The organism is Streptomyces sp. SID5469, from assembly GCF_009862865.1.
Lineage (GTDB): Bacteria > Actinomycetota > Actinomycetes > Streptomycetales > Streptomycetaceae > Streptomyces > Streptomyces avermitilis.
Map to the genome: position 1 here is coordinate 3,548,763 of NZ_WWIN01000001.1, position 18,542 is coordinate 3,567,304.

The following is an 18,542-nucleotide window of genomic DNA, read 5'->3' on the forward strand; positions in this document are numbered from 1 at the left end:
TCGACCCGGATCAGTCCGATCAGTCCCGATCGGCCGGGCACACCTCACCAAGGAGCTGTAGCGAATGTCCGACGAGGAGAAGTTCCGCGACTACCTCAAGCGGGCCGTCACCGAGGCACGCGGACTCCAGCGCCGGCTGCGCGAGGTCGAGGACAAGGCGCGCGAGCCGATCGCGATCGTCGGCATGGCGTGCCGGTTCCCCGGCGGGGCCCAGACCCCGGAAGACCTGTGGCACATGGTGTCCGAGGGCGTGGACGCGATCTCGGGCTTCCCCGACGACCGCGGCTGGGACCTGGACCGGCTGTACCGCACCGACGCCGAGGAGTCCGGCGCCTCCACCACACTGGAGGGCGGATTCCTGCACGGCGCGGGCGAGTTCGACGCGGACTTCTTCGGGATCTCCCCGCGCGAGGCGATCGCGACGGACCCCCAGCAGCGGCTGCTCCTGGAGACCTCGTGGGAGGCGCTGGAGCGGGCCGGGGTGGACCCGCGATCCCTGCGCGGCAGCGTCACCGGGGTGTACTTCGGCGGTACGGGCGGGGACTTCGCCGGTCTGCTGGCCGCGTCGCCGCAGGCACTGGACGGCTACATGCTGACCGGCACCTCCAGCAGCGTGCTCTCCGGCCGGGTCTCGTACGTGCTCGGTCTGGAGGGGCCCGCGGTCACGGTGGACACGGCCTGCTCGTCCTCGCTGGTCTCCATGCATCTGGCCGTGCAGGCGCTGCGCAAGGACGAGATCTCGCTGGCCCTGGCCGGCGGTGTCTCGGTCCTCGCGACGCCCGGCGCGTTCCCCGAGTTCTCCCGCCAGGGCGGGCTGGCCTCCGACGGCCGCTGCAAGGCGTTCTCGTCCGACGCCGACGGCACCGGCTGGGGCGAGGGGGTCGGTGTCCTCGTCCTCGAACGGCTCTCCGACGCCCGGCGCGCCGGACACCCGGTGCTGGCCGTCGTACGGGAGACCGGCATCAACCAGGACGGGGCCAGCAACGGCCTCACCGCGCCCAGCGGCCCCGCGCAGCGCCGCCTCATCCTGCGCACCCTCGACGACGCCGGGCTGGCCACCGCGGACATCGACGTGGTGGAGGCGCACGGCACCGGTACGAAACTCGGTGACCCCATCGAGGCACGAGCGCTGCTGGCCACCTACGGCCAGGACCGGCCGGCCGACCGGCCCCTGTGGCTGGGCTCCATCAAGTCCAACATCGGCCACACCCAGTACGCGGCCGGCGTCAGCGGCGTGATCAAGACGGTCATGGCGCTGCGGCACGGCGTCATGCCGAAGACCCTGCACGTGGACGAGCCGACGCCGCACGTGGACTGGTCCTCGGGTGCGGTGCGACTGCTGACCGAGAACCGCCCGTGGCCCGGCCACGGCCGCCCCCGCCGGGCCGCCGTGTCCTCCTTCGGCGTCAGCGGCACCAACGCGCATCTGATCCTGGAGCAGGCGCCCGAAGCGGCCGGGGCGACGGACTCGGCAACGGACTCGGAGACGGAGTCGGAGTCGCAGTCGAAGTCGGAGGAGCACGGTGCGGTCGTGACGCCGCCGTTGATCCCCTGGGCGATCTCCGGGCGGGGTGAGGCCGCGCTGCGTGCGCAGGCCCAGCGGTTGCTGGACCGTCTCTCGGAGCGTCCTGACCTGGAGCCGCTGGACGTGGGCCTCGCGCTGGCGCGGACGCGGTCGGCGTTCGAGCAGCGGGCGGTGGTGCTGGGAGCCGACCGGACGGAACTGGTCGCGGGGTTGCGGTCGGTGGCCGAGGGGGCCGCCGTCGGCGCCGGCGTGGTGGCGGGGCGTGCCGCCGAGTCAGGTGTGGTGTTCGTGTTCCCGGGTCAGGGGTCGCAGTGGGTGGGGATGGGGCGGGAGTTGTGGGACGCCTCGCCGGTGTTCCGTGCGCGGATGGAGGAGTGCGGCCAGGCGCTGAGTCCGTACGTCGACTGGTCGTTGAGGGATGTGGTGTTCCGGGACGCGGGGGATCCGTTGTGGTCTCGGGTGGATGTGGTGCAGCCGGTGTTGTGGGCGGTGATGGTTTCGCTGGCGGCGGTGTGGCGTTCGTTCGGGGTGGAGCCGGCCGCTGTCGTGGGGCATTCGCAGGGTGAGGTCGCTGCGGCGTGCGTGGCCGGTGGTCTGTCGCTGGAGGATGGCGCCCGGGTGGTGGCGGTGCGGTCGCGGCTGGTGCTGGAGAAGCTGTCCGGTAAGGGCGGCATGGTGTCCGTTGCGCTGCCGGTCGGGGACGTCGAGGAGCGGCTGGCGCGGTTCGAGGGCCGGATCGGTGTCGCGGCCGTCAACGGGCCCACCTCCGTCGTCGTCTCCGGTGAGCCCGACGCACTCGACGAACTCCTCGCGGAATGTGAGGAGTCGGGGGTACGGGCCCGTCGTATCGCGGTGGACTACGCCTCCCACTCCGCGCAGGTCGACGCCCTCAACGACGACCTGCTCGCCGAACTCGCCGACATCCGGCCCAAGTCGTCCACCGTCGCCTTCCACTCCACGGTGACCGGCGAGCAGGTGGACACCTCCGGGCTCGACGCCCGCTACTGGCTGCGCAACATGCGGGAGACCGTCGCCTTCGAGGCCGCGGTGCGCGCCACCCTCGACGAGGGGCACCGGAACCTGCTGGAGATCAGCCCCCATCCCGTGGTGACCATGGCCGTTCAAGAGGTCATCGACGCGGCGGGCGTCATGGCCCAGGTGTCCGGCTCCGTGCGCCGCGACGAGGGAGGCCTCGGCCGGCTGCTGACCTCGCTGGCCGAGGCGTACGTCGCGGGCGCGCCCGTCGACTGGGCGCGGGTGTTCGACGGCACCGGCGCGCGGCCGGTGGACCTGCCCACGTACGCCTTCCAGCGGCAGCGGTACTGGCTGCGCCTGCCGTCCGCCGGGTCCGGCGACGTGACGTCCGTCGGTCTGCGCTCCCCCGGACATCCGCTGCTCGGGGCCGCCGTGGAGCCCGCCGAGTCCGACGGCCTCGTACTGACCGGCCGGGTCTCCCTGCGCGAGCACCCCTGGCTGGCCGACCACCGGGTCATGGGCACGGTCCCGCTGCCGGGAACCGCGTTCGTGGAGCTGGCCGCGACGGCGGGCGACCTCGTCGAGTGCCCGCACATCGAGGAACTGACCATGCAGGCCCCCCTCACGCTGCCCGAGACCGGTGGCCTGGACCTCCAGCTCACGGTGAGCGCACCGGACGAGACCGGGCGGCGCGAGATCGGGTTCTTCGCCCGCGCGGACGACGAGATCGCGGCGGCCGCCTGGACGCGGCACGGCACGGGCGTCCTGTGCCCGGCCGGTCCCGTACCGGAGGCGGCACCGGCCGTCTGGCCGCCGCGCGGTGCCGAGCCGGTCGAACTCGGCGACCTGTACGGGCAGTTGGCGGACGGGCCGTTCGCCTACGGGCCCGCCTTCCATGGGCTGCGGGCTGCCTGGACCCGGGACCGGAAGGTCTTCGCGGAGGTACGGCTCCCCCAGGAACTGCACGAGCAGGCGGGTGAGTACCTGCTGCATCCGGCGCTGCTCGACGCGGCGCTGCACGCGGTGGGCCTGGGCGAACTGCTGGACACCGGCGGGCAGCCGCTGCGCCCGTTCGCCTGGAACGGTGTGTCCGTGCACGCCACCGGTGCCACCGCTTTGCGGGTGACCCTGACGCCGGCGGGGGCGAACGCCGTGTCGCTGTACGCCGCCGACGGCACCGGTGCCCCGGTCGTCACGGTCGGTTCGCTGCTGCTGCGGCCGGTCGACGTGACGGAGCCGGGGGCCCGGCCGCCGGCCGCCGCGCACTCCTCGCTGCTGTCCCTGACGTGGACGCCGGTTCCGTTGCCCGCCGTCGGTGCCGTGCCCTGGGCGGTGCTGGGGGACCGGCCGTCGTGGGCGGGCCCGGACTCCGGTGCCGTGTGCCACGCCGACCTGGACGCGCTCGCGGCGTCGGTCGCCGCGGGTGACCCCGTGCCCGGCTTCGTCGTCCTGGATCCGGCGGCCGGGGGCCGCGACGACGACGGGCATCCCGCCGTCGCCCGGGAACGTGCCGCGCGGGTGCTGGAGTCGGCGCGGGCGTGGGTCTCCGAGGACCTCGACGAACGGCTCGCCCCGGTGCCGCTGGTGGTGGTCACCAGGGACGCGGTGGGCACCTCGGCGGACGATCCGGTGACCGGCCTCGGCTCCGCCCCGCTGTGGGGCCTCGTGCGGTCGGTCCAGTCGGAGAATCCGGGGCGTTTCGTGCTGCTGGACACCGACGGCGACCCCGAGTCCGGACGGTCCGTGCCGGGCGCGGTCGCGTCGGGAGAACCCGAGATCGCGTTGCGCGGCGGGTCCGCGCTGGTCCCGCGGTTGAGCCGGATGGCGGTCACCGAGCTCCCCGACCCGACGCCCGGTACGCGGCCCGGTACGGGGGGTACGGGACTCGACGACGTGCCCGGTACGGGACTCGACGTGCCCGGTACGGGACTCGACGCGCTCGACCCGTCCCGCACGGTGCTCGTGACCGGGGCGACGGGCGGTCTGGGCACGCTGGTCGCCGGCCATCTCGCCGAACGGCACGGCGTACGCCACCTGTTGCTGCTGAGCCGGCGCGGCCCGGAGGCGGAGGGCGCCGAGGAGCTGGTCGGCCGGCTGGAGAAGCTGGGCGCCACGGTGACGCTGGTCGCCTGCGACGCCGCGGACCGCGAGGCGCTGGCCGCCGTACTCGCCGGGATTCCCGCCGCACATCCGCTGACCGCGGTGGTGCACTGCGCCGGAACCGCCGAGAACGCGCTGCTGGCAGCGCTGACCCCGGAGCTGATCGACCGGGTCTTCCGCGCCAAGGTGGACGCGGCGGTGCATCTGCACGAGCTGACCGAGGGCCTGGACCTGTCCGCCTTCGTCCTGTTCTCCTCGATCGCGGGCACCCTCGGCGGCACCGGGCAGGGCAACTACGCGGCCGCCAACACGTTCCTGGACGCGCTCGCCCGGCACCGGCGCGGGCGCGGTCTGCCGGCCACCTCGCTGGGCTGGGGGCTGTGGGCGGCCGAGCGCGGCATGGGCGGCGGTCTGACCGACGCGGCCTCGGCGGGCACTCCCATGCGCGGGGTGTCCGCGCTGCCCTCCGACGAGGGCCTCGCCCTGTTCGACCTCGGCTGGCGCTGCGCCGAGCCCGTGGTGTTCCCCGCTCGCCTCAACGGGGCCGCGCTGCGCGCCCAGGCCGCCGCCGGCTCCCTGCCGCCGGTGCTCCGGGGGCTCTTCCGCGGCCCGGCCCGGCGGACGGCGGAGGCCGGCGGTCAGGACTCGGGCGCCCAACTGCGGCGTCGGCTCGCGGAGCTGATGCCGGTCGAGCGGCAGGAGACCCTGCTGGCCCTCGTACGCGACCGGATCGCCGCCGTGCTCGGGCACGCCTCCTCGGACCGGATCGAGACGGACCGGCCGTTCCGCGACCTCGGCTTCACCTCACTGACCGCGGTGGAGCTGCGCAACCGGCTGAACGCGGCGACCGGACTCCGACTGCCCGTGAGCCTGGTCTTCGACTATCCGACGCTGGGCGAACTGGTGGAGTTGCTGGCGGGGAAGCTGGTCCCGGACGGCACCGAACCGGCCGCGCGGCCCGAGGACGACCGGGAGGCGGCCGTGCGCCGCACCCTGCTGTCCATCCCGCTCGCCCGGCTGCGCGAGCACGGACTGCTCGACACGCTGCTGGCCCTCGCCGACGACGGCGGGGCGCAGCCGGAGGCGGCCGACCGCAGCGACGAGATCAAGTCCATGGACGTGGCCGCGCTGCTCGCCATGGCCAGGAGCACCACCGCGAGCTCCACCGCGAGCACCACCGCTCAATAGCCGGGCCCGTCCGGCACGTTGTGCGAGTGGGGCCCCATAGGGGACGGGGCTAGGGGCGGGGCGTGCATAGCCTGCACGCACGGAGGCCTGTGAACCCTCGCCACGTCCGACAACCCTCGCCATGTCCGACAACCCTCGCCACGTCTGATAACCCTCGCCACGTCTGACAACCCTCACGAATCTGGAGAGCTTTCCATGGCCGAAGCGCCTTCCGAGCCCATCGCGTTCCCGTTCCCCGACCCGCCGTCGGTCTGCGAGCTGCCTCCCGAGCTGGCGGAGATCCGCGACGGCCAGTCCGTGGTGGAGGTGAAGTTCCCCGACGGCATCAGCGGATGGATGGTGACCAAGCACGCCGATGTCCGCAAGGTGCTGGTCGACTCCCGGTTCAGCAGCAAGGTGATGGCCACCGCGGCCGCCGCGATGTCGGAGACCGAGACCGGCAAGCTGATGAACGAGTCGCTCGTCGGCATGGACGCGCCGGAGCACACGCGGCTGCGCAAGCTGGTGACCAAGGCGTTCACCGCGAGGCGGGTGGAGACGCTGCGGCCCCGCATCACGGAGTTGGTCGGCCAGCTGCTCGACGAGCTGGAGACGCTGCCCCGCCCGGTGGACCTGGTCAAGAACTTCTCCGTGCCGCTGCCGGTCCGGGTGATCTGCGAACTCCTCGGCGTACCGGCCGGGGACCAGGACACCTTCCACGCCTGGTCGAACGCGCTGCTCGGGGACTGGCAGCAGGTGGTGGAGAAGGAGGCCGCGACGGTCTCGTTGGTGAACTACTTCGGCGAACTCATCGCGGTGAAGCGGGAGAATCCCGCCGACGACCTGATCAGTGAGCTGATCGCGATCAGCGACGGGGACAGCACGCTCACCGAGCGCGAGATCATCGCGCTGAGCATCGGCATTCTCAGCGCGGGCCACGAGACGACCGCCAACCAGATCAGCATGTTCCTGGTGACGCTGCTGCACAATCCCGAGGAGCTCGACAAGCTGCGGGACAACCGCGAGGCGATCCCGAAGGCCGTCGACGAGCTGCTCCGCTTCGTTCCGCTCACCACGACCGGCGGCATCATTCCCCGGCTCACCACGGCGGAGGTGGAGCTGAGCGGCGGCCAGGTGCTGCCCGCCGGCGCGGTGGTCCTGCCCGCGGTCGCCACCGCGAACCGGGACCCCGAGGTGTTCGAGGACGGCGAGCGGCTGAACGTGACGCGGGAGAACAATCCGCATCTGGCCTTCGGCGCCGGTATCCACCACTGCCTCGGGGCGCAGCTCGCCCGCATCGAGCTCCAGGAGGCGCTCGGCGCGATCCTGGACCGGATGCCCCAGGTGCGGCTCGCGGTGCCGGAGTCGGAGCTGCGGCTCAAGTCCGCGTCGATCATCCGCGGCCTCGAGAGCCTGCCCATCACCTGGTGACATCCGGCACCGCACCGCGGCGACCAGCGGGCCCAGCAGGTTCACCAACCTGCTGGGCCCGCTGACTTCTGCCTGCCGGCAGAGGACAGAGGACAGTGGGCGGGAGCCGCAGGGTAGGAGTCGCCGGGCGTGAGCCGCCGGGCGGGGGTCGCCGGGCGGGAGCCGGTGGAGAGGTCAACGGGCTGGAGCGGCCCCAGGGTTGGAGTCGTCGGGCGGAGGCCAGCGCCCTGCCGGGCACGAGCCGGCGGCCAGGAGTCGGCGGGCAGGAGCCGCAGGTCGGTAGCTGGCGGCCCCGAGCCGCAGGGCACGAGCCGCAGGGCACGAGCCGCAGGGCATGAGCCGTCGGCTCCCGCCCTGCCCCCCGCTCCCCCTCAGCGCGGGCACCCGGCATGCCCGCGTGCCGGCGTACCGGTGTATGCGACGGGCCGTGCTCCGGTGAAGGAGCACGGCCCGTCGGCCGGAGGAGGGGCCTACGCCTCGTGGCGCGTCAGCCACTCGTGCACGGCGGCCGCCGTGACGTCTCCGTTGCCCTCCAGCATCGTGTAGTGGTTGCCCGGCACGTCGATCGCTTCGTGGGGAAGCGGCCAGGCGGCCTGCCACTGCTCGGCCGGCGGCTGCACCTCGCCCGGCTCGATGCCGTAGCACTCCGAGGCCCGTACGAGCAGGGTCGGCGTCGCGATCTCCTTGGGCTGCCAGTGCTCGAACATGCCGAAGTACGCGGCCATCGCCGTGAGCCTCGTCCCGGTCATCTGCCCGAAGTCCTTCTCCAGCTCGACGGCCTTCGACTCCATCACCGGCACGATGTACGAGGTGGCGTCGTAGCCGGCCATGTAGCTGTCGATCAGGACCAGGCCCCGGGGCGCCAGTCCCCGGTCCTCCAGCCTGGACGTGACCTCGTGGGCGATCCGGCCTCCGGAGGAGCGGCCGGCCAGCACGAACGGTTCGCCGTCGACCAGTTCCTCGATGAGCCGCAGGGCGTACTCGGCCGCCGCGTCCACGTCGGCCGCGACCGGCTGCCCGGTGACGAAGCCGGGGAGCATCAGCGACCACACGTCACGGGTTCCGCGCAACGGCGTGGCCATGCTGACCAGTTCCTGGTTGCTCGCCCACACGGACTGTGAGGGGAACCCGATGATCTTCGGGTACTGCGCCCCCTCACCGAGCCGGACGAGGCTCGGGCCGCCCTTGACCTCCTGCGGGTCGGAGAAGCTCACCCGCAGGTCGACCGAGTTCCGCAGCACGCTGTGGCCGAGGTCGAGCCGGCCCAGCTCGTTCGAGCGCCGGTACAGCGCCTCCACTCCGTTGATCACCGCCAGGTCGCCGAGCGCGTCCGCGCCACGGCCGCTCCCGGTGTCCTCGGCCGGCCCGGCGGCCGCCTGCCCCGCCGCCGGAGCGGCGGCCATCGGTGCCGCCGGGGTGCCCAGCTGCTCGCTGAGTTCGGCGGCGAGCGCGAGGGGCGTCGGATGGTCGAAGACGACCGTGGACGCGAGGCGCAGCCCGGTGCGCTCGTTGAGCCGGTTGCGCAGTTCGACCGAGGTCAGCGAGTCGAAGCCCAGCTCCACGAAGCCGTGGCCGTCCTCGATCGCCTCGGCACCGGAGTGCCCGAGCACCTGCGCGACCTCGCCGCGGATCAGCTCGGCCAGCAGGGCCTGCCGTTCCGCCTGGTCCGCCGCGGCCAGTTGCTCGTGCAGGTGCGAGGTGGCCCGTACGTCGGACCGGGCGGCCCGCCGCTGCGGAGCGCGCACCAGGCCGCGCAGCAGCGGGGGTACCTGCTGCTCGCTCGCCGCCCGCGCCGCCGTGGTGTTCAGCCGCATCGGTACGAGGAGGGCTTCCTGGCCGGCGCCGAGGGCCCGGTCGAAGGCCTCCATGCCGGACTCGGCGGTGAAGGGGGTGACCCCGCCGCGGGCCATCCGGGCGCGTTCGGCCCGGCCGAGGTCGCCGCCCATGCCGCCGGGCTGCTCCCACCAGCCCCAGGCGAGGGCGGTGCCGGGCAGTCCGGCCTCGCGGCGGTGCGCGGCGAGGGCGTCCAGGAACGAGTTCGCCGCCGCGTAGTTGCCCTGCCCCTGGCTGCCGAGCAGTCCGGCGGCCGAGGAGAAGAGCACGAACTCCCGCAGCGGGGCGTCCTGGGTCAGCTCGTGCAGATGCCAGGCCGCGTCGGCCTTGGCCCGCAGGACGGTGTCGAACCGGTCCGGGGTGAGCGACTCGACCGTGCCGTCCGCCAGCACACCCGCGGTGTGCACGACCGCGGTCAGCGGCCGGTCGGCCGGGATGTCCCGCAGCAGCACGGCGAGTGCGTCCCGGTCCGAGACGTCGCAGGCCAGGATGCGGGTGTCGGCGCCGAGTTCGGTGAGTTCGGCCAGCAGGGCGGCCGCGCCGGGCGCGCGCTCGCCGCGGCGGCCGGCCAGCACCAGATGCCGGACGCCGTGTGCGGTCACGAGGTGACGCGCGACCACCGCGCCGAGCGCTCCGGTGCCGCCGGTGACCAGCACGGTGCCGTCGGGGCCGAAGCCAGGGGCGCCGTCCGCCGGTCCGGTGTGCCTGGCCAGCCGGGGCACGCAGGGCGAGCCGGCGCGCAGGGCGAGTTGCGGTTCACCGGTGCCGAGCGCCTTGGGCAGGGCCCGGTAGGAGGCGGGGTCGTCGTCGAGGTCGATCAGGACGATCCGGTCCGGGTGCTCCGACTGTGCCGTCCGCACCAGGCCCCACACGGCCGAGGCCGCCACGTCCTCGGTACGGTCCGTGCCGGCGGCCGGGACGGCGCCCCGGGTCAGCAGCAACAGCTTGGAGCCTGTGAGGCGTTCGTCGGCGAGCCAGTGCTGAATGACCTCCAGTACCCGGTGTACGGCGTCATGGGTGGCGGCGACGATGCCGCCCTGGTCCCCGCCGAAGCAGGACATCGCCACCACGGAGGGGGCGGGCTTGCCCGACTCCACGGTGTCGATCAGGGATTGCGGGTCGAGGTACGGCGTCCCGGTCAGGCCGGCTTCGACGAGCCGCGGGCGGATCTCCAGCGGGTCGAAGCCGAGCATCGCCCATTCGCCGGAGACCTCTCGGGAGCCGAGGGGCACCGGGGTCCACTTCAGGTCGAACAGCGCGTCCTGGCGGGGTGCGGAGGCGGTGAACTGTTCCAGCGCGGGGTCCCGCATCGTGAGCGACCCGACCGTGGCGATCGGCAGTCCTGACTCGTCGTTGACCAGGACGGACACTTCGCCCCGGCCCACCGGAGCGAGGTGGACGCGGGCGACGGTGGCGTGGGTGGCGTGCAGTCGTACTCCGGTCCAGGCGAACGGCATGCCTCCCTTGACCGCCTCCCGGTCGGGGGTGCCGCCGAGGACGCCCAGGGCGAGTGGCTGGAGTGCGGCGTCCAGCAGGGCCGGGTGCACTCCGAAACCGCTGTCGGCGTCGCCCGCCTCCTCGGGGAGCCGAACCTCGGCGTACAGGTCTCCGTCCTTGGTCCACAGTGCCCGCAGGCCCTGGAAGACCGGGCCGTAGGTGAATCCGGCCTCGGCCATGTCCGGGTAGAAGTCCTCGACGGCGACGGCGGTGGAGCCGTCGGGCGGCCATACCGTCATCGGCTCCGCGTCGGGTTCCGCTCCCGTGTTCTCGGCGAGTACGCCGCTGGCGTGCCTCAGCCAGGGCTGGTCGTCGCCTTCGCCGTCGGGCCTCGAGTGCAGGGTGATGGCGCGCCGGCCGGTCTCGTCGAGGCCGCCGACCAGCACCTGGACGGCGCGACCGCCCTGCTCGCCCAGCACCAGTGGTGCCTCCAGGGTGAGTTCCTCGATCAGCTCGCAGCCCACCTGTCCGCCGGCGCGCAGCGCGAGTTCCACGAACGCGGTACCCGGCAGCAGCGCGGTGCCCAGCATCGCGTGATCGGTGATCCAGGGCTGCGTGGCCAGGGAGAGCCTGCCGGTGAACAGGAATCCGTCCGAGTCGGGCAGCGCCACTCCGGCGCCGAGCAGCGGGTGTCCGGTCGCCGTCAGTCCGATGCTCGCGGGGTCGCCGCTGCCGGTCGTGCGCGAGTCCAGCCAGTAGCGCTTGTGCTGGAAGGCGTAGGTGGGCAGTCCGACGGTGCGGGCGCCGGTGCCGGCGAACAGCCCGGACCAGTCGACCGGGGCACCGCTCGCGTGGATCCGGCCGAGCGCGAGGGTCAGGCAGTCCGCTTCGGGGCGTTCGGGGTGCAGTACGGGCACGCACACGGCGTCGGCGCCGGTGTGGTCGAGGGTCTCCTCGGCCATCGCGGTCAGCGCACCCCGCGGACCCAGCTCGAGGAACCTGTCCACACCCCGCGCCAGCACCGTCGCCACACCATCGGCGAAACGAACGGCCTCCCGCACATGCCGCACCCAGTAGGCGGGAGTGGTGAACTCGGCGTCCGCCATCCCACCCGTCACATTCGACACCACCGGGATACGCGGCGGACGGAACTCCACCGCGGCGAGCGTCTCCGCGAACTCCGCCAGCATCGGCTCCATCCGCGCGGAGTGGAAGGCGTGACTGACCGCCAACTGCTTGGTCCGCCTGCCCTGTTCAGCAAACGCTTGGGCGAGCGCGGTCACCGGCTCCTCATCACCGGACAGCACCAGCGAACGGGGCCCGTTCACCGCAGCCACCGACACACCCCCGGGAAGCACCGGCAGCTCGTCCTCGGCCGCCTCGACAGCGACCATCGCACCGCCCTCCGGCAGCGCCTGCATCAACCGGCCCCGCGCCGCCACGATCCGGCACGCATCCGCCAGCGACCACACCCCCGCCACATACGCCGCCGCCAGCTCACCGATCGAATGCCCCAGCAGCACATCCGCCCGCACACCCCACGAACCCACCAGCTCGAACAGCGCCACCTCCAACGCGAACAAACCGGCCTGCGTGAACACCGTCCGGTCCAACGCCGGCGCATCGGTGAACACGACCTCCTTCACCGGCCGCTCCAGCAACAGATCCAACTGCGCACACACCCCGTCGAACGCAGCCGCGAACACCGGGAAACGCTCGTACAGCTCACGCCCCATACCAAGCCGCTGCGCACCCTGACCGGTGAACAGGAACGCCGTCCCGCCCTCCCCGGCCACACCCCGCACCATCCCCGCCGCGCCCGCACCCTCCGCCAACGCGGCCAACTGGACCAGGAAGTCCTCCCGATCCCGCCCCGTCAGAACAGCCCGGTGCTCCAGACCCGCACGCGTCACCGCCAACGACAGACCCACGTCGGCCGGCCGCAGATCGCTCCCCCGTACGTGGTCGGCAAGCCGTCGGGCCTGCGCCCGCAACGCCTCCTCCGACCGCGCCGACACCACCCACGGCACCAGCAACCCGTCAACCGCAGACACCGGCGTCCGTTCCTCGACCGACGGCGCCTGCTCCAGAATCACGTGCGCGTTCGTGCCGCTGATCCCGAACGAGGACACGCCCGCCCGGCGCGGCCCGTCGGTCTCCGGCCACTCCCGCCCCTCCGTCAGCAGCTCCACCGCGCCCGCGGACCAGTCCACCTCGGGGGTCGGCTCGTCCACGTGCAGGGTCTTGGGCAACAGGCCGTTGCGCAGGGCCAGTACGGACTTGATGACACCGGCGACACCGGCGGCGTACTGGGTGTGGCCGATGTTCGACTTCACCGAACCCAGCCACAGCGGACGGTCCGCCGGACGGTCCTGACCGTACGTCGCCAGCAACGCCTGTGCCTCGATCGGGTCGCCGAGCGACGTCCCCGTGCCGTGCGCCTCCACCATGTCCACGTCCGCCGCCGACAACCCGGCCGAAGCGAGCGCCTGCCGGATCACCCGCTGCTGCGACGGACCGTTCGGCGCCGTCAGACCGTTCGACGCACCGTCCGAGTTCACCGCCGAACCCCGCACCACCGCCAGCACCGGACGCCCGTCCCGCACCGCGTCCGAAAGCCGCTGCACGGCCAGCATCCCGACACCCTCGCCCCAGCCCGTGCCGTCGGCACCGGCGGCGAACGCCTTGCACCGGCCGTCTCCCGCGAGACCGCCCTGCCGCGAGAACTCGACGAAGGCTCCCGGCGTGGCCATGACGGTCACACCGCCGACCAGCGCCAGGTCGCACTCGCCGCCCCGCAGCGCCTGCCCTGCCAGGTGCAGGCTGACCAGCGAGGAGGAGCACGCGGTGTCGACCGTGACGGCCGGGCCCTCCAGGCCCAGGGCATAGGCGACCCGGCCCGACATCACGCTGCCCGACGCCCCGGTGAGGGCGTAACCGCCGCCTGCCTCGGACGAGTTCATCAGGACGGTCGTGTACTCCTGCGGGGTGCCGCCGACGAAGACGCCGGTGCGGCTGCCGCGCAGGCCGACCGGATCGAACCCGGCGCGTTCCAGCGCCTCCCACGAGGTCTCCAGCAACAACCGCTGCTGCGGATCCATCGCCAGTGCCTCACGCGGCGAGATCCCGAAGAACGCCGCGTCGAAGTCGCCGGCCTCGGCCAGGAAGGCACCCTGCCGGGCTCCGCCGGACTCCTCGATGAAGGCGTTCATGGCCAGGCCGTGCCAGCCTCGGTCGGCGGGGAAGTCCGTCATCTCGTCGCGGCTGTCGACGAGCAGACGCCAGAGGTCCTCGGGACCGCGCACCCCGCCGGGGAAGCGGCAGGCCATGCCCACGATCACGATCGGGTCGTCGTCGGTCGTCCGCAGGACCGGCAGTGCCGTCTCCGTGGCGCTGTCGAAGAGCTTCTCGTGCAGGTGCCCGGCGAGACGCTGCGGTGTGGGGTGGTCGAAGACGAGGGTGGCGGGCAGGCGCAGGCCGGTGGCCGTGTTCAGCCGGTTGCGCAGTTCCATCGCGGTCAGGGAGTCGAATCCGAGGTCCCGGAACGGCCGCCCGGCCGTGATGTCGTCCGTCGTCCGGTGGGTGAGCACGGTCGCCGCTTCGGAGCGGACGAGTTCGAGCAGCCGGTCGTGCTGTTCGGGGGCGGTGAGCCCGGCCAGGGTCTGGCGCAGGGCGGAGTCGGTGCCGTCGTCGGGCGCGGGCTCGGAGTCCTCGCTCAGCGCGCGGGCGACTTCGGGGATGTCCTCGATCAGCGGGCGGCGCCGGGCGATGGTGTAGCCGGGGGTGAAGCGCGCCCAGTCCATGTCGGTGACGGTCAGCGCCGTCTCGTCCTGCTCCAGCGCCTGTCGCAGGGCCTTGATGGCCAGTGCCGGTTCCATCGCCCGCACACCGCGGCGCGCCAACTGCTCCTCGGTGCCGTCGGCCGCCATGCCGGTGGCTTTCCAGCCGCCCCACGACACGGACGTCGCGACCAGACCGCGCGCCCGCCGGTTCCACGCCAGCCCGTCCAGATAGGCGTTCGCCGCGGCGTACGCACCGGTTCCCGCGCTGCCCCACACGGCGGCGCCGGAGGAGAACAGGACGAACGCCTCCAGGGTCAGCTCCGCGGTCAGGGCGTCGAGGTTGCGGGCGCCCCGCGTCTTGGCGGAAAGGACCGTCTCGTAGTGCTCGGGGGTGGCGGTGGCGAGTTCCGCGTAACCGGATACGCCGGCGGTGTGGAAGACGGCGGTGAGGGGGTGCTCCGCCGGGATGCCGGCGATCACGTGGCCGAGGGCGTCGCGGTCGCTCACGTCGCACGCGGCGAACGTCACCTCCGCACCCAAACCGCCCAACTCCGTGGCCAGTTCGGCAGCACCTTCTGCCTGCTCGCCACTACGGCTGACCAGCAGCAGACGCTCGGCGCCCTCCTTCGCCAGCCAACGGGCCAGATGCGCACCGATGCCACCGGTGCCGCCGGTGATCAGCACCGTGCCGTGAGGGTTCCAGTCGCGTACGGGTGCCGGGTTCGCACCCAGCGGAGCCCGCACCAGACGCCGGGCATACGCACCCGACGACCGCACCGCTACCTGATCCTCACCCTCCCCCGCCGCCAACACGGCAGTCAGCCCGGAAGCAACCCGCTCGTCCCACACCCCCGGCACATCGACCAGACCACCCCAACTGCCCGGCTGCTCCAGACCGGCCACCTGACCCAGCGCCCACACCTGCGTCTGCACCGGGTGCACCACATCCTCCGCACCCACCGACGCGGCACCCTGCGTCAACACCCACAACGGCGCCTCGACCCCGGCATCCGCCAAAGCCTGGACGAGCGTCACCGTCGCGACAGGCGCGGCCTCCTCATCCCAACCCAACAGCGACACCACACCCGACACCTCACCGGCTCCGGTAAGGCGCCCGGCCAGAGCCTCACGGCCCTCCTCCGCCTCCCACGCCAGTACGACGACCTCGGCGCCGGCCGCCTCCAGCGCCCGCCGGACCTCCTCGACCGGCCCCGCGCCACCCGGCGTCACCACCAGCCACGTCCCCGACAACCGGCCCACCGACGGCACCGTCACCGAACGCCACACCGTCCGATACCGCCACGAATCCAGCACCGACCGCTCCTGACGCCCCCGGCGCCAAGCCGACAACGCCGGGACCACCGGCTCCCACACCTCAGGCTCCGCGCCGTCGACGAGCGCGGCCATGCCTTGGAGGTCCGCGTTCTCCACCGCGCCCCAGAAGGCCGCGTCCACCGGATCGACGACGCCGTCCGCACCGGGCGCCACCACGTCCTCGATCCAGTAGCGCTCGTGCTGGAAGGCGTACGTCGGCAGATCGACCCGGCGCACCGGCATCCCGGCGAACAGCACCGACCAGTCGACGGGAGCGCCCGCCACGTAAGCCTCCGCGAGCGACGTCAGGAAGCGGTCCGCACCGCCCTCGTCACGGCGCAGCGACCCCACAGCGGTACCGGTGCCGAACACGCCTTCCTGGGTTTCCTGGATCGCCACGGTCAGTACGGGGTGGGGGCTGGACTCGACGAAGACCTGGTATTCCTGTTCGGCGAGCAGCCGCACCACCGGCTCGAACCGGACCCGCTCCCGCAGATTCGTCACCCAGTACCGCGCGTCGAGCCCGGAGGTGTCCAGCCGCTCCCCGGTCACCGTCGAGTAGAAGGCGACGGCGGACGACTTGGGCCGGATGTCGGCGAGTTCGGCGAGCAGGTCGTCGTTGAGGGCATCCACCTGCGCGGAGTGGGAGGCGTAGTCCACCGCGATACGACGGGCCCGCACCCCCGACTCCTCACATTCCGCGAGGAGTTCGTCGAGTGCGTCGGGCTCACCGGAGACGACGGCGGAGCCGGGCCCGTTGACGGCCGCGACACCGATCCGGCCCTCGAACCGGGCGAGACGCTCCTCGACGCCCTCCACCGGCAGCGCAACGGACACCATCCCGCCCTTGCCGGACAGCTTCTCCAGCACCAGCCGCGACCGCACGGCCACCACCCGCGCCCCATCCTCCAGCGACAGACCACCCGCCACACACGCCGCAGCGACCTCACCCTGCGAATGCCCCACGACCGCGGCCGGCTCCACCCCGAACGAACGCCACACCGCCGCCAGCGACACCATCACCGCCCACAGCACCGGCTGCACCACATCCACCCGGGACCACAACGGATCCCCCGCGTCCCGGAACACCACATTCCTCAGCGACCAGTCGACGTACGGACTCAGCGCCTGGCCGCACTCCTCCATCCGCGCACGGAACACCGGCGAGGCGTCCCACAAATCCCGCCCCATCCCCACCCACTGCGACCCCTGACCCGGGAACACGAACACCACACCGGTTCCGGCGTCGCCGGTTCCCCGGACCAGGCCGGGCACGTCGAGTCCGTCCGCGAGGGCGGTGAGTCCGGTGGGCCGGTCTCCGCTACGTGCGCCCTGTCCGGCGAACAGCACCGCGCGATGCGCGAGTTTCGACCGGCTCGCCAGGAGTGAGTGGGCCACGTCCGCGGTTCCGAGGCCGGGGTGGGCGTCGAGGTGTGCCTGAAGTCGTCCGGCCTGCGCCCGCAGGGCCGCCTCCGTCTGCCCGGAGATCAGCCACGGCACGGTGGCGGGGCTCGTGGTGAGGGGCGGCTCCGGCGCGTCGACCGGCTGCGGCTCGGCGGAGTCCTCCTCGGGGGCCTGCTCGAGGATCACGTGGGCGTTCGTGCCGCTGATACCGAACGAGGACACGCCCGCCCGGCGCGGACCGCCCGTCTCGGGCCACTCCCGCCCCTCCGTCAGCAGCTCCACCGCACCCGCCGACCAGTCCACCTGGGTGCTGGGCTTCCCGACGTGCAGGGTCTTGGGCAGTACGCCGTTCCGCAGCGCGAGCACGGTCTTGATCACACCGGCGACACCGGAGACGGCCTGGGTGTGCGCGATGTTCGACTTGAGCGAGCCGAGCCAGAGCGGCCGGCCGTCGTGCCGGTCCTGGCCGTACGTGGCCAGCAGCGCCTGTGCCTCGATCGGGTCGCCGAGCGACGTCCCCGTGCCGTGCGCCTCCACCATGTCCACGTCCGCCAGCGCCAGTCCGGCGTTGGCGACCGCCTGCCGGATCACCCGCTGCTGCGAGGGACCGTTCGGCGCGCTCAGACCGTTCGACGCGCCGTCCTGGTTCACCGCCGACCCGCGGATCACCGCCAGGACGGGGTGACCGTTGCGCCGCGCGTCCGCAAGGCGTTCCAGCAGGACGACGGCGGCGCCCTCGCCCCAGCCGATCCCGTCCGCGTCGTCGGAGAAGGCCTTGCACCGGCCGTCCGCGGCCAGGCCGCGCTGCCGGGCGAAGGTCACGAACGCCGAGGAGGTGGCCATGACCGCGACGCCGCCGGCCAGTGCCAGTGAGCAGTCCCCCTGGCGGAGTGACTGAGCGGCGGAGTGCAGGGCGACCAGCGAGGACGAGCACGCCGTGTCGACCGTGAGTGCGGGGCCCTCCAGACCGAGTACGTAGGACACCCGGCCGGACATCACGCTCGCCGAGCCGCCCGTGATCGCGTATCCCTGGTCGGTCGGCGAGTTCATCAGCTTGACCGTGTGCTCGATGGCCGTACCGCCGACGAACACCCCCGTTCGGCTGCCCCGCAGCGTGTGCGGGTCGATGCCCGCCCGTTCCAGCGCCTCCCACGACGTTTCCAGGAGCAGCCGCTGCTGCGGGTCCATGGTCAGCGCCTCACGCGGCGAGATCCCGAAGAAGCCGGCGTCGAAGTCGCCCGCGCCGCGCAGGAACGCCCCTTCCCGGGTGTACGTCGTCCCCGGCCGGTCGGGGTCGCTGTCGAAGAGCGAGGAGAGGTCCCAGCCCCGGTCGTCGGGGAATCCGCTCACCCCGTCGGCACCGTCCATCACCATCTGCCACAGCTGCTCAGGTGAGTCGACGCCGCCGGGCAGCCGGCAGGCCATTCCCACGACGGCGAGCGGTTCCCGCGCCCGGTCCTGGCTGTCCTGGAGCTGCTGTCGAGTCTGTTGCAGTTCGGCCGTGACTCGGCGCAGATAGGTACGGAGTTTGTCCTCGGTCATCGTGAAACCCCACTCTGGAGCGGTTGAAAGCC

3 protein-coding genes are annotated in these 18,542 nt (G+C 72.9%); 2 read left to right on the forward strand and 1 reads right to left on the reverse strand.

Annotation, left to right across the window (positions count from 1 at the left end; genetic code table 11):
• Positions 1–64 precede the first annotated feature (64 nt).
• Entirely contained in the window at positions 65–5,788 is a 5,724-nt protein-coding gene (locus GTY58_RS15105) for a type I polyketide synthase (protein ID WP_010984325.1), read from the forward strand.
• Positions 5,789–5,983: 195 nt separating this feature from the next.
• Positions 5,984–7,198 carry a cytochrome P450 gene (locus tag GTY58_RS15110; RefSeq protein ID WP_010984326.1) on the forward strand — a complete coding sequence of 405 codons (1,215 nt, stop codon included), beginning with the start codon at positions 5,984–5,986 and terminating at the stop codon, positions 7,196–7,198.
• A gap of 470 nt (positions 7,199–7,668) precedes the next feature.
• Here the strand turns inward: GTY58_RS15110 and GTY58_RS41340 are convergent, their stop codons facing one another.
• On the reverse strand, positions 7,669–18,510 hold the full coding sequence (locus GTY58_RS41340) for a type I polyketide synthase (protein ID WP_010984327.1): 10,842 nt from the start codon (positions 18,508–18,510) through the stop codon (positions 7,669–7,671).
• Positions 18,511–18,542: the final 32 nt, after the last annotated feature.

Excerpts from the sequence above, each read along its gene's own strand:
- GTY58_RS15105 (WP_010984325.1), top strand. The coding sequence starts at position 65 with ATGTCCGACGAGGAGAAGTTCCGCGACTACCTCAAGCGGGCCGTCACC.
- GTY58_RS41340 (WP_010984327.1), bottom strand. The coding sequence starts at position 18,510 with ATGACCGAGGACAAACTCCGTACCTATCTGCGCCGAGTCACGGCCGAA.
- GTY58_RS15110 (WP_010984326.1), top strand. The coding sequence starts at position 5,984 with ATGGCCGAAGCGCCTTCCGAGCCCATCGCGTTCCCGTTCCCCGACCCG.